This is a genomic window from Streptomyces sp. JH002 (assembly GCF_050916115.1).
Classification (GTDB): domain Bacteria; phylum Actinomycetota; class Actinomycetes; order Streptomycetales; family Streptomycetaceae; genus Streptomyces; species Streptomyces xiamenensis.
This window is the reverse complement of record NZ_CP087989.1, coordinates 150262-164058: the sequence shown is the minus strand read 5'-3', so window position 1 is coordinate 164058 and position 13797 is coordinate 150262. Positions and strand designations below refer to the sequence as shown.

The window sequence follows — 13797 nt, the reverse complement described above, 5'->3', positions numbered from 1 at the left end:
TCAGCCCGCCACCGCGTTCTGGCCGGCCGTCACGCCGAACGCGCCCTCGCCCGGCGTGGCCAGCGCCCGGCGCTCCTCGTCGGCGATCTCCTCCTCCAGGTTCTCCGAGACGGTGTCCAACCGCAGCCCGCCCGAGGTCTCCGACAGGGCGGACTCGATGGCGTGCAGCCGCCGCCCCGCGCACTCGGTGGCGTACTCCAGCAGATCGCGCATCACCAGACCGAACAGGTCGGCCGGGTAGTCGCGGGTGGCGTGCTGGATCTGCCGGATGGCGTGCGGCAGCAGTTCCCGCATCCGGTGCGTGACGGTCTGCCAGTTGTCCGGATCGGCGGCCACCAGCCGGCGGCAGGTGTACGTGCCCCACGCCATGTGCCGCCGCTCGTCGTCCCGGATCCGCGCGATCATCTGCCGCATGCCGGGGAAGATGTTCAGCTCCGTGCAGATCCGGGTCCAGGCGAAGTAGCCGGTCAGCGCCAGCACACCCTCGACCACGTGGTTGTAGGTGACCGAGGCCCGCACCTGGTTCTGCGGCGTCGGGGCGTGCCGCAGCCGGTCCAACGACTCCGGCAGCGCGTCGAAGAAGATCCGCCGGTAGCCGGGGTTGTCCGCGACCAGCCCGTTCAGGTCCTCGTGCAGCCCGACGGCGTCCAGCCACATCCGGAACACCTCGGTGTGCTTGGCCTCCTCGTAGCAGAACTGCGTCAGATACATCTCGTCCGCCAGCCGGCCCTCGCTCGACATGGCGGCCATGAACGGCTGGAGATCGTGGGTGACGGCTTCCTCACCCGCCAGGAACATCGCGCACAGACCGGTGAAGGCCTCCCGCGAGACGTCATCGAGCCGTGCCCAGTCCTCGGCGTCGCGCGAGAAGTCCAGGTCGGCCGGGTTCCACGCCTTCGCGTGGCCCTTGCGGAACAGCCGCAGCGGCAGACTCTCGAAGTCGAGACCGCCGGAGGCCAGCGCCGAGAAGTCCTTGCGCCGGGGCTGCCGTACGTCGTACGCGGTCATGGTGGCTCCTTCCAGCCGGATGGGGGACGCGGTTCAGCCGCCGACGCGCAGATCGAGGTAGGCGGGCGGCTCGGGCACATCGGTGTCCGCCGCCGTGAGCACCAGGGTGTCGCCGTTGCGGCCGGTCTCCTCGAAGCCGGCGAAGCGGTAGGTCACATACATCACCCGGTTGCGGTCGGTGGGCACGAACTCCGCCGTCAGCCGGGCGCCGTGCCGCCGGGCCAGCCGCATCACGTGGTGCAGCAGGACGGTGCCCACGCCCCGGTTCATCACCCGGCACGACATCAGCAGCAGCTTCAGCCGCCACTGGGTGCCGGCCGTCTCCACCAGGGCGAGACCGATCCGCCCGTAGGCCCCGAACCGGTCGTCCAGGCCCGCCATCAGCAGCAGATGGCCGGGGGAGGCCGACAGCCGCTCCAGCTCCTCGTAGGAGTACGTGGCGCCCGTGGAGTTGAGCTGATTGGTGCGCACCGTCAGCTCCTCCGCCCGCTGCAGATCGCTCACCTGCGCGCGGTCGATGGTGAACACCATGCCGAGCGTGGCCAGGAACTCCTCGCCCGCGCCCTCGAAGCTCTCCTCCGCCCGCACCCGCGCCTCGCCACTGCGGTACATCTCCCGGCGCCGGGCCGCGTCCTGGGTGCGGAAACGGGGGGTGAACTCGGGACGGCCGGTCAGCCCGCCCACCTCGTCGGCGTTCACGCACAGCACCGAGGGATGGGCGAAGGCCACCTCCTCCAGCTCGAAGGGCTGGTCGTCGATGAACGCCAGCGCGTCGATGCCGATGTTCAGGGTCTTGGCCACCGCCTCCACCGACACCGACTTCGGGCCCCAGGTGATCTGCGGGGCCAGGAAGTACTCGGCGACGCCCAGCTCCTCCAGCCGCCGCATCGCCGCGTCGTGGTCGTTGCGGCTGGCGACCGACAGCAGGATGCCCCGCTCGTCGAGCGCGCGCAGTGTCTCCAGCACGCCGGGGCGCAGCGCCACGTCGCCGTCCTCCAGCAGCACCCCGTCCCACACCGTGTGGTCCAGGTCCCACACCACGCACTTGACGCGGCCACGGGCGTCCTTCGTCACGACGCTCCCCCTCCGGGTGTCCGCGGGCGTCCGGCGCCGGCGGTGGTCAGCGCATGCTGCGCGATGAGAATTTCCTGGATCTGGGAGCTGCCCTCGATGATCTCCATGATCTTGGCGTCCCGGAACCAGCGGTTCGCCGGATGCCCTTCGGCACAGCCCACCGCGCCGTGGATCTGCACCGCGTCGGCCGCGGCCCGCATCGCCGCGGTCGACGCGAAGTACTTCGCCGCGCAGGTCTCCGTCAGCGTCGCCGGGTCCCCGGCGTCCTTGAGCGCGCCCGCGTCCCGGCACAGCGCCCGCGCGGCCCGCAGATCCACCGCCATGCGGGTGAGCAGCCGCTGGATCAGCTGGTGTTCACCCAGCAGCGCCCCGCCCTGGCGGCGGGACGCGGCGTGCCGCACGCTGCCCTCCAGGGCCGCCGCGATGATGCCGGTGCTGCCGGCCGCCACACTGTGCCGGCCGATGTCCAGCACCCCGGTGGCGATCGCGGTGCCCATGCCCTCCGCGCCCAGCAGCGACTCGGCGGGCACCCGGGCACCGGTGAAGCGGATCTCGGCGGTCATCGCGGCCCGGGTGCCCAGCAGGCCACGCACCGGGGTGCGTTCCACCCCGGGCGCGTCGGCCGGCACCAGGAAGGCGCTCACCCCCCGTTCGGTGCGGGCGAACACCAGCAGTACGTCGGCGCGTTCGCCGCCCGTCACCCACTTCTTGTGCCCGTCCAGCAGCCAGCCGCCGCCCGGCGCGGGCCGCGCGGACGCCTGCACGGCGGTGAAGTCGCTGCCCGCCGCGGCCTCCGTCAGACAGAAGGCGCCCAGCGCCGATCCGGACGTCAGCTCGGGCAGCCGGCGCTCGCGCAGCGCCGTGCCGCCCCAGCGGTCCACCGCGTACAGGGCCATGCTGTGCACGGTCAGCAGGCTGCGCAGCGAGGAGCAGCCGCGCCCGATCTCCTCGTGCAGCGCCGCGAACTCCACCATCGATCCGGTGCGTACCGCGCCCCACCAGCCGTGCTCGGCCACCGAGCGCAGCAGCCGTTCGGGTAGGGCCTCGGCGCGGTCGAACGCGTCCGCGTACGGAACGAGTTCGGTGTCGACGAAGGCACGGGCGTTCTCGCGCACGGTGCCGCCGCCGGGCGGTGCGGCGGTGCGGGAGGCCGTGCTCACGCCTCACCCACCGAGGCGGTGTCCGGGGACCGCAGCCGCCCGACGAGGGCGGTCATGGCCGCCACGGTGCGGAAGTTGTCCAGGGACATGTCCTCGTTGGGGATCCGCAGCGCGAACTCCTTCTCCAGGAACATCACCAGCTCCATGGCGAACAGCGAGTTGACGAACCCCAGGGTGAAGATGTCCACGTCGTCGTCGAGTTCGACGCCGGGGAAGCGGGTGAGCACGAACTCCCGGATGGTACGGGCGGTCTGATCCGACATTCCTCGTCTCCTTGCGCGCGTGATCGGTGGGGCGGGGGCGGTACGGGGAGGTACGGGTGGGGCCGGGGCGGAGCGTGGCCGGCGCGGCTCAGGCGGCGTCGGGGTAACGGAAGAAGCCCTCACCCGACTTGCGGCCGTGCAGGCCCGCGTCGACCATGCGCTGCAGCAGCGGGCACGGCCGGTACTTGCTGTCCTGGAAGTTCTCGTACAGCACGTCGATGCTGTAGAGGATGGTGTCCAGGCCGATCAGGTCGGCGGTGGCCAGCGGCCCCATGCGGTGGCCGAAGCACTCGGTGAAGATCTGGTCGACCTGCTCCGCGGTGGCCACCCCGTCGGCCACCAGGAAGACGGCCTCGTTGATGGTGAGCATCAGCACCCGGTTGGAGACGAAGCCCGGGGAGTCGTTGACCAGCACCCCGTTCTTGCCGACGCCCGCCAGCAGGGCCAGCGCGGTGTCGATGGTCTCCTGCGAGGTGTGCCACCCCTTGATGACCTCGACGGTGGACTTCATCGGCACCGGGTTCATGAAGTGCATGCCCAGCACCCGGTCGGGCCGGCCGGTCCTGGCGGCCACCTTGGTGATCGGGATCGCCGAGGTGTTCACGGCGAACACCGTGGACGGCGGGCACACCTCGTCCAGCCGGGGATACAGCTCGCGCTTGAGCTCCCAGTTCTCGGTGATGTTCTCCACCAGGAACTCCACCTCGCCCAGCTCCGCCAGGTCGGTGGAGTAGGTGACGCGCTGCGTCATGTCCGCGCGGCGCGGCCCGGTGGCGCCCAGCAGCGCGCCGAACCGCTCGTACCGCTCGATCTCCGAACGCGCCCGGTCCAGCGCCTCCTTGCTGCGGTCCGTGAGCACCACCTCGTGGCCGTGCTCCGTCAGGTTCTGGGTGAGCCCGGTGCCCATGACCCCGGCACCCACCACTCCGACACGCGTCATACCGATGCCCCTCTCAGCGTTGCGGGTTTCGTCGCGGCCGGCACGCCCGAGGCGCCGTCGGCCGAACGGGCCAGCCGCACCACCTCGCGTACGGTCGGCGCCTCGTACAGCACGTGCGGCGGCAGCCACGGGCACTCCAGGGCGGACCGCATCCGGTGCACCAGATCGACGCCCAGCAGCGAGTTGCCGCCCAGTTCGAAGAAGTCGTCGTCGGCGCCGACCCCGGCCACTCCCAGCACCTGGCCCCACAGCTCGGCCACCGCGCTCTCCTCGTCCCCGGCCGGCTCCGCGTAGGGCACGGCCAGTTCGGGGCGTGGATGCCGGGCGCCCGAGGCGTCCCCGGCCCGGCCGGCCAGCTGCGCCAGATCGAGACCCGCGGTGATCGATGCCAGCTCGCCGATGTCCTGCGAGCAGACCACCACCTGCTGGTCCTCACCGGCCAGCACCTTCAGCAGGGCCTGCCAGCCCTCGTCGAAGGTGATGCCGATCCGCTCCCGGTTGGCCCGCAGGAAGGCGGTGGTCGACTCGTCGAACCCGGCCAGCGCCATGTCCCAGGCGTTCCAGCGCCATTCGCCCCAGTCGATCGTCACCACCCGCGTTGCTCCCGGGGAGTTGGCCGCGTCGCTCGCGTGCGCGCCGAGCGCCGCGTTCGCCGCGCAGTAGTCCGCCTGGCCGGGTCCGCCGCCGGTGACGGCGGCCGTCGAGGAGAACAACGCCAGGAAGTCCACCCGTTCGCGGGCCAGCCGCTCGCGCAGCGCCTGGGCACCGGCCAGTTTGGGCCGCAGCACCGCGGTGGCGTCCTCGGCGGTCTTGAACTGCATGACACCCAGGCCCGGTACACCCGCCGCGTGCAGCACGCCGTCCAGCCGGCCGAAGCGCTCCAGCGCCGCGTCCACCGCCCGGTCCACCTGCTCCGGGTCCGCCGCGTCCATCGCCACCACCAGCACCTGCGCGCCGGCCGCCTCCAGGCCGCGCACCTCCTCGATCCGGCGCACGACCTCCCCGGGGGTGTCAGGGTCGGCGACGAGCCGCTCCCACCGGTCGCGCTCCGGCAGCCCCGACCGGCCGGCCAGCACCAGACGGGCGCGTACCGAGGTGGCCAGCCGGTGGGCCATGGCCCCGCCGATGCCGCCCAGACCACCGGTGATCAGATAGACGCCCTCCTGCCGCAGCACCTCGTGCGGTGCCGGCACGGCCCGGGGCGGCAGCGGGGTGTGGGTGGCCGCCCAGCGGCGCCGGCCGCGCAGCGCCAGCTGCCGCTCGCCGGGCCCGGCCGGTGCCGAGGTCAGTTCGGGCAGCAGGCGCTGGGCCAGCGTCGCCGCGGCCTTCTTGCCGCGCGGCGCGGTCACATCGATGTGCCGTACGTCCAGGCCGGGGTACTCCAGCGGTGCCACCTTGCACGGGCCGGTGACGGTGGCCTTGGCCGGATCGACCGGTTCGCCGCCGGTGACGTCGAACGCCCCCGTGGTGATGACGGTGACCGCCGCCGGTGCCGCCGCCCCCGCCCCGCCGGCCGCCTGGAGCAGCGCGAGCAGCGAGTGGAAGGCGGTGGTGGCCCGTTCGGTGCCGCGCAGCGTGTCCGGTACCGGGTCCACGCCCCACAGGTGGGCGACCCGCAGGGGCGCGTCGTCCTCGGCGCGCAGCGCCGTGAACAGCTCGCTCCACTGCCCGGCGTCGGCCGGATCGAGGGTGAAGGAGTCGGCCGTGGTCCTGGCGAACCCGTCCCCCGGAGCGGCGATCACGGCGCTGCCGCCGGCCGCCCTGATCCGGGCGGCCAGGGCGGGGGTGAGCCCGCGGGCATCAGTGAGCAGCAGCCAGCGCCCGGTGTCCGTGCCCGCCGCGCGCGGCGGCAGCTGCCGCCAGCCGGGCACCGACAGCCACTGGTCGGTGGGCAGTTTGGGCAGCGCCGCCAGCCGGCTGCCCGGGGTGCCGCCGGAAGCGGGCAGCGGGCGGCCGCCGCGCGGGGCGCGCTCGGGGGTGTCGATCCAGTACCGGGAGCGCTGGAACGGATAGGTGGGCAGCGGCACCCGGTTGCGGGTCTCGCCGTCGTGGTAGGCGGCCCAGTCCACCACCGCGCCCAGCACCCAGGCCCTGGCCAGCGCGCTGTGCGCGGCGGTCACCGCCTCGTGCCGCCGGGCGTGATCCGGGAGGACGGGCAGGATCGTTTCCGCGTCCGGTTCGCCCGAGCCGTCCGCCGGGCCCAGGACCAGCACCATCAGGTCCGGGTCCGCGGGCGGTTCGGCGCCCGCGCCGAGCGGCGCGTCCCCGGTCCCGGCGTCCGGCCCGGTGCCGAGCAGCAGCCCGGCCCAGTACGCGGGATCGGTGGCCCGTGCCGGGTCCGGCGCCGCCCCGGGCAGGGCGGGGGCCGCCAGGGTCGCCTTGGCCCGGATCCAGGACGTCAGAGCCTGGGCCGCGTCCCCGGGGCCACCGGTGTCCTCGGTGCGGATCCGCGCGTACTCGGCCAGTACGCCCAGCGCGTCCTCCAGCGAGAGCACCCCGGCCACCACGGCGGCCGTCAGCGCGCCGGTGCCCCGGCCGTGCGCCGTGTCGGGGCGCAGCCCCCACCCGGCGAACAGCGCGGCCAGCGCGTACTCCGCGGTGAAGGCGGCGCACGCCGTCACCCCCGGGGAGAGGTCCTCGTCGGCGGCGCCGGTGATCACCTCCAGCACATCGGTGCCCAGCAGCGGACGCAGGACGGTACGGCAGTGGTCCACGGCGGCGCGGAACGCCTCCTCGGTCCGGTACAGACCGGCCGCGGCCCCCGGGTACCAGGCGTCACCGCCCGGGAACGCGTAGCCCACCGGCCGCTCCCGCAGCCGCTCGCGCCGCTCGTAGCGGCCGCTGCCGCCGCTCTCCAGCAGCCGCAGCGCGTCCTCGGTGCCGCGCACCACCAGGGCGCGCCGCTCGTCGAACCGCTGCCGCCCCACCTGGAGCGTGAACGCCACGTCGGCCAGCGGCTGTCCGGGGTTCCGGCGCAGATGGCGGGCCAGATCGCGCCCCGCCTGTTCCAGCGCCTCGCGCCCGCGCCCCGACAGCGTCAGGATCTGGGTCTCGCGTCCCGGGGAGCTCTCGCGCGCGGGCGGCGCCTCCTGGAGCACGACGTGCACATTGGTGCCGCCCATGCCCAGCGAGTTGATGCCCGCGATCCGCGGCCGGCCCGCCGGGGACTCCCAGGGCGTCAGCGCGGTGTTGACCCGGAAGGGGCCGTTCTCGAAGTCGATCTCGGGGTTGGGGGTGGTGAAGTGCAGACTCGGCGGCAACTGCCGGTGCTGGAGCGAGAGCACGGTCTTGATCAGCCCGGTCGCCCCGGCCGCCCGGTCCAGATGCCCCAGGTTGGTCTTCACCGAGCCGACCCGGCAATTGCCCACCGGGGCCCCGGCGAACGCCCGGCCGAGCGCCGACATCTCGATGGGGTCACCGAGTTCGGTGGCCGTGCCGTGTGCCTCCACGTAGGAGACCTCGGCGGGATGCACTCCGGCGTCGGTCAGCGCGCGGCTGATCACCTCGGCCTGGCCGCGCACGCTGGGCGCGGTGAAGCCGACCTTCAGCGAGCCGTCGTTGTTGACGGCCGAACCCCGGATGACCGCGGCCACCGGGTCGCCGTCCTCCAGCGCCCGCGACAGCCGCTTGAGCAGCACCACCGCCGAGCCGTCACCGAAGATGGAGCCCCTGGCGGCGGCGTCGAAGGTACGGACGTGCCCGTCGGGGGACTCCATCCCGCCCTCCTGGTACACATGCCCCACCCGGTCCGGCACCCGCACCGACACCCCGCCGGCCAGCGCCATGTCGCACTCGCCGGCCAGCAGGGCGCGGGCCGCCAGATGGGTGGCCACCAGGGAGGTCGAGCAGAAGGTCTGCACACCCAGGGAGGGGCCGGAGAGGTTGAAGCGGTAGGAGACGTTGGTGGTCAGCGCGTCCTTGTCGTTGCTGATCACCACCTGGTACTCGTTGACGGAGGCGGCCGTCTCCGGGTCCTCGTACAGCTTGCGGATGTAGGTGGAGATGTTGGCACCGCCGTACACCGCCACCGAGCGCGGCCGGTCGCCGTCTCCGTACCCGGCGCTCTCCAGCGCCTCCCAGCAGCATTCCAGGAACAGCCGCTGCTGCGGGTCGAGGAGCCGGGCCTCGCGCGGGTTGTAGCCGAAGAACTCGGCGTCGAACATCGCCACGTCCTCCAGGACGGGGCGGGCCCGTACGTAGTCGGGCCGCGCGGCCTGTTCGGCCGGTACCCCGGCGGCGACCATCTCCTCCTCGGTGAAGAAGGAGATCGTCTCCTCGCCGTCCCGCAGCACCCGCCAGAATCGCTCCAGGTCCGCCGCGCCGGGGAAGCGCCCGGCCATGCCGATGACGGCGATCGCGTCGTCCCCGGGCAGCTCCGCACCCGGCGGTGCGGGCGGCGGCGGTGCGGCGGGTGCGGGTACGGGTGCCGGTGCCTGGGCCGCCTCGGGCACGGGAGCCGCCTCGGGTACGGGGGCGGCGGCCGGTGGCGCGCCCGCTCCGCGTTCGCGCAGATAGGCCGCCATCGCGCCGATGGTCGGCGCCTCGAACAGCGCCACCGCCGGCAGGGTCAGCCCGAACTCCTTGCCGATGGAGTTCATCAGCTGCATCCCGATCAGGGAGTTGCCGCCCAGATCGAAGAAGTTGTCGTGGGTGCCCACCTCGGCCGAGCCCAGGGCCACCCGCCACAGGGCGGCCAGCCGCCGCTCGGTGTCGGGACCCGCCCCGCCCGCGGCGGCGTCCGGCCGGGCGAACGGCGCCGTCCCCGTGGCGGGCGCCGCCGGCTCCGCGCCACTGGTCCAGGCCGCGAGCCGGGCGGCCAGATCGCCCTGGGCGACCACCAGCCGGTCCGCGGTGCCCAGCACCCGGTCCAGCACGGCGAGCCCCTGCCCCGGTGTGAAGGAGTACCGGTGGAGGGAGTCGCCGAGCCCGGCCGCCCCCGGCCCGTCCACGGTCGAGCGCCAGGTGTCCCAGGCGATGCTCTGCCAGCCGGTCAGGCCCGCCGCGCGCTGCTGCTGCGCGAACCGGTCGAGGAAGGCGTTGGCGGCGGCGTACGCGGCGAATCCGAGGCCGCCGAGCACCGCCGACATGGACGACATCAGCAGCACGAAGTCCGGCCGTTCCCCCGTCAGCGCCTCGCCGAGCGCCACCGTGCCCCGTACCTTCGCGTCGAAGTGCGCCGTCACCTGGCCGTCGGTCAGCGAGGCCAGCGGTGCGAACACCTCGGCGTCGGTGAGACCCGCCGCGTGCACCACGCCCCGCAGCGCGCCGAACTCCCCGCGGGCCGCCGTCACCGCCGTGCGCAGCGCGCCGGCGTCGGCCGCGTCCGCCGCGAGCACCCGCACCCGGGCGCCGCGCCGCTCCAGATCCAGCACGCCGCGCACGCGCCGCGCCACCGGGCTGTCCGGACGGTCCCTCAGCAGGGCGTCCCACTGCGGACGCGGCGGCAGCCCCGAGCGGCCGGTGAGCACCAGGCCGATGCCCGGCGCCCGGGCCGCCAGATGCCCGGCGATGACCAGGCCGAGCGAGCCGAGCCCGCCGGTGATCAGCACCGCGCCGTCCGCGCGCGGGGCCACCGGCGGGGCGACCGGCGGCGCGGCGCGCCGGTGGCGCTGCACGGAGCGCACCCCGTCCCGCACCGCCACCACGTTCTCCCCACCGGTCCGGGCGAGTTCGTCGGCGACCGTCCGCGCCGCCCGCTCCAGCGCGGCCGGGTCCCCGGCGTCCACCGGGGCGAGGTCCAGCAGCCGGCACGACCAGCCCGGATACTCCTGCGGGATCGTCAGCACGGCCCCGGTCACCGTCGCCTTGCCCGCCTGGACGGGCTCCCCTTCGCGGACCGCCTGGGCGCCGTCGGTGACCACCAGCAGCCGCACCGGCTCCCTGACCCGGTCGGCCAGCGCGGTGGTGGTGCGCACCAGCGCGGTGAAGCCGAGGGACCGGGCCCGGCTGGGCTCCGGCGTCTCGTCGCCGGTCACCGACCACAGCTGCGCCACGGTGCGCGGCAGCCGGTCGGCGGGAAGTTCGGCGAGCAGCCGCGCGTGGTCCTCCGCGGCGTCCGGACGGATGGTGTACGTGTCGGGGCCCGTCCTGGCGTACGCGGTGCCGGCGGTGACCACGACGCAGGGGCCGCTGTCCCGCAGGCTCCGCGCCAGCCGTTCGCCCACGCCCAGCGTGTCGGCGTGGATCATGAACGGTCCGGCCGGCGTGCCCGGGGTGCTCTGCGCCGGTTCCCACACCGGGGCCCAGACCTCGGGGGCCGGGCCAGTGGCGGGCACCTCGGCGGCCGGTGCCGCCGCCCGCGCGGCGGGCCGCGCGGCCTGCTCCCCGGTGGGCTCGGGCCAGAACCGCTGGTGCTCGAACGGGTATCCGTCCAGGCTCACCACCCGGTCGTCCTGCGAGCCGGACACCGGCTCCACCCCGGCACCGCGCTCCCACAGCCGGGCGAGCGAGGCCGCCACCAGCGCCCCGGGCCCGCGCCGGTCGGCCGCGCCCGGCAGAGTCGGCAGCGCCGTCAGCTCCGCCGCCGCGCCCTCGGCCGTGGCGATCTGGGTGGCGAAGCTGGCCAGTTGGCCGGGCCCCGCCTCCAGCAGCACCCGGGGCCCACCGGCCGTCGCCAGCCGCCGTACGCCCTCCGCGAAGCGGACCGTGGAGCACAGATGCCGCGCCCAGTACCCCGGGTCGCGGGCCTGCTCGTCGGTGATCCAGTCACCGGTCACGTTGGACAGATACGGCACGGCCGGCGCGCTGCGCGGCAGCGAGGCGACCAGCGCCTCCAGTTCGGCGCCCTGTCCGGCCAGCAGCGGGTGGTGCATCGCCCGTTCGGTGGCGATCCGCAGAAACGCCACCCGTTCCGCGCGCAGCCGCTCCTCGAAGGCGCTCACCGCCGGCACCGGCCCGCTCACCACGCAGGTCAGCGGGCCGTTGGTGGCGGCGAGCGCCACCCCCTCGGTGAGCAGCGGCGCCAGCCGGTCGGCGGCCAGCGCCACCGTCGTCATCGCCCCGGGCGCGGCGGCGGCCACCAGCCGGGCCCGCCGGATCACCAGCAGCAGCGCGTCGGACAGCGAGAACACCCCCGCCAGGCACGCCGCCACGTACTCGCCCAGGCTGTAGCCCAGCAGCGCGGCCGGGGCGACCCCGCGCTCGCGCCACAGCGCCGCGCAGGCGTAGTCCACGGCGAACACCGCCGCGTGTCCCACCTCCAGCCGCTCGTGCAGCGGCGAACCGGCGTCCGCGCCGCCGAGCGCCGCCGCGGGGCCGAACGCCCCCGACGGCGCCTGTTCCCGAACGCCCGCCGGGTACAGCACCTCGCGCAGGTCCAGGCCGAGTTCCCGCCCGGCGGCCTCCGCGCACGCGTCGAACGCCGCGCGGAACGCCGCGCTGCTCCCGTACAGCGCCCGTCCGGTGCCCACCCGCAGCTCGCCGGTGCCGGGCAGCAGCAGCGTCACCGGCACCGCCGGGCCGCCCGGCGGCACCGCGCGCACCGCCCCGCCGGCCGCCAGCCGCTCCAGGGCGGCGGCCAGTTCTTCGTGGCTCGCGCCGCTCACCGCCGCCCGCTGCTCCAGCACGCTGCGGCCAACCGTCAGGGTGTGCGCCACATCGCCGAGCCGTGGCGCGGGCTCACGCCGCAGCCGGGCGGCCAGTTCACCGGCGGTGGCCCGCAACGCCTCGGGGGTGCGGGCCGACAGCGGCAGTACCCGGTCCCGTACCGGCTCGGCGGGCCGCTCGTCGTCCGGCGCCTGGGCCAGCACCACATGGCTGTTGGTGCCCGACCAGCCGAAGGAGCTGACGCCCGCGATCCGGGGCCCGCTGCCGCCGGGCCACTCGGTCAGCCGGTCGGGCAGCAAGGTGGGGCAGCCGTCCCAGTCGATGGCCGGGCTCGGCTCCCGGTGGTGCAGGTTCGCCGGTATCCGCCCGTGGCGCAGCGCCAGTACGGTCTTGATCAGCCCGGCCATGCCGGCCGCGCCCGTCAGATGGCCCACGTTGGTCTTCACCGCGCCGACCACCAGCGGCCGCTCCGGGTCCCGGTCCGCGCCGAACACCTCGTGCAGCCCGGTCATCTCGATGGAGTCGCCCAGCAGGGTCCCCGACCCGTGCGCCTCCACGAAGTCCACGTCCCCCGGCGCCAGCCGCGCCTCGGCCAGCGCCGCGCGGATCACCGCGCGCTGCGCCGTGCCGTTGGGCGCGGTCAGCCCGTTGCTCGTGCCGTCCTGGTTGACGGCCGAGCCCCGGATCACCGCCAGCACCCGGTGGCCGCGCGCGGTCGCCTCGCTCAGCCGCTCCAGCACCACCACGCCGCAGCCCTCGCCCATGAGGAACCCGTCGGCGGCGGCGTCGAACGTCTTGCACCGCCCGTCCCTGGCGAGCATCCGCATCTTGGAGCCCTGCCGGTACGTGTCGGGGTGCAGGATCGCGCTCACCCCGCCCACCAGCGCCAGGTCGCTCTCGCCCGACCGCAGGCTGCGGGCCGCCAGGTGCAGCGCCACCAGGGAGGAGGAGCACGCGGTGTCCAGCAGCAGCGCGGGCCCGCGCAGATCCAGCAGGTACGACAGCCGGCCCGCCACCACACTGGAGGAGGTGCCCAGACCCAGGTACGGGTCGTCCAGCACGCCGGGGCCGCCGCGCTCGCGCTGGAGCGAGGCGTACTGGCTGCCGGGCATCATCCCGACGAAGACGCCGGTGGCGGTCGAGCGCAGCCGGTCCGGGGCGCAGCCCGCGTCCTGGAGCGCCTGCCAGGCCACCTCCAGCAGCATCCGCTGCTGCGGGTCCATCCGCAGCGCCTCGCGCGGCGAGATGCCGAAGAACGCGGCGTCGAACCCGGCGAGATCGTCGACGAAGGCGCCCTTGGTGGTGTACGCGGTGCCCGGCGCGTCGGGGTCCTCGGCGTACCGGGCGTGCGCGTCCCAGCGGTCCGCCGGCACGTCGCGGGCGGCGTCGTACCCGGCGGACAGCAGCTCCCAGAACCGCTCGGGGCTGTCGGCGCCACCGGGGAACCGGCAGGCCATGCCCACCACACACACCGGGTCATCGTCCGCCGCCGGGCCCGTGGCGGCGTCCGGCACCGCGACCCGGTCGGGTCCGGCGGGCACCAGATGGGCGACCAGCGCGTCGACGGTGGGGTGGTCGTACAGCGCGGTGGGGGAGAGCCGGAGCCCGAACCGGTCCGCCAGCTCTCCCGACAGGCTCACCGCATCCGTGGAGTTGACGCCGTAGACGTCGAACGGGGTGCCCGCATCGACCTCTTCCGGCTCCACTCCGCTCATCTCCGCGACCCGGCCGGCCAGCCAGGCACGCAGCGCCCCGGCCGGGACGGGCACAGATGTTCCGCTGTCGTCGCTCATGGCTCCCCCGTCCG

General features: G+C 74.8%; 6 protein-coding genes. All 6 read right to left on the bottom strand.

Going from position 1 to position 13797, the window contains the following annotated elements; all coding sequences use genetic code 11:
* The 6 genes from H7827_RS00695 to H7827_RS00670 all read right to left on the bottom strand — a co-directional run bounded on the left by H7827_RS00695 (position 1) and on the right by H7827_RS00670 (position 13783).
* Positions 1–1008, bottom strand: coding sequence for a R2-like ligand-binding oxidase (locus tag H7827_RS00695; protein WP_432741731.1), 1008 nt, complete (start codon positions 1006–1008; stop codon positions 1–3).
* 33 nt (positions 1009–1041) lie between these two features.
* The gene (locus tag H7827_RS00690) at positions 1042–2082 is read right to left on the bottom strand and encodes an HAD-IIIC family phosphatase (protein ID WP_432741729.1); all 1041 of its coding nucleotides are present in this window, start codon (positions 2080–2082) and stop codon (positions 1042–1044) included.
* The gene (locus tag H7827_RS00685; protein ID WP_432741726.1) at positions 2079–3242 is read right to left on the bottom strand and encodes an acyl-CoA dehydrogenase family protein; all 1164 of its coding nucleotides are present in this window, start codon (positions 3240–3242) and stop codon (positions 2079–2081) included. Before H7827_RS00685 ends, H7827_RS00690 begins: the two co-directional genes overlap by 4 nt.
* Entirely contained in the window at positions 3239–3505 is a 267-nt protein-coding gene (locus H7827_RS00680; protein ID WP_364243013.1) for an acyl carrier protein, read from the bottom strand. Before H7827_RS00680 ends, H7827_RS00685 begins: the two co-directional genes overlap by 4 nt.
* Positions 3506–3593: 88 nt before the next feature.
* Entirely contained in the window at positions 3594–4445 is an 852-nt protein-coding gene (locus H7827_RS00675) for a 3-hydroxyacyl-CoA dehydrogenase family protein (protein WP_432741724.1), read from the bottom strand.
* Positions 4442–13783 carry an SDR family NAD(P)-dependent oxidoreductase gene (locus tag H7827_RS00670; protein WP_432741722.1) on the bottom strand — a complete coding sequence of 3114 codons (9342 nt, stop codon included), beginning with the start codon at positions 13781–13783 and terminating at the stop codon, positions 4442–4444. The genes H7827_RS00675 and H7827_RS00670 overlap by 4 nt, the downstream gene beginning before the upstream one ends.
* Between the last annotated feature and the right edge of the window lie 14 nt (positions 13784–13797).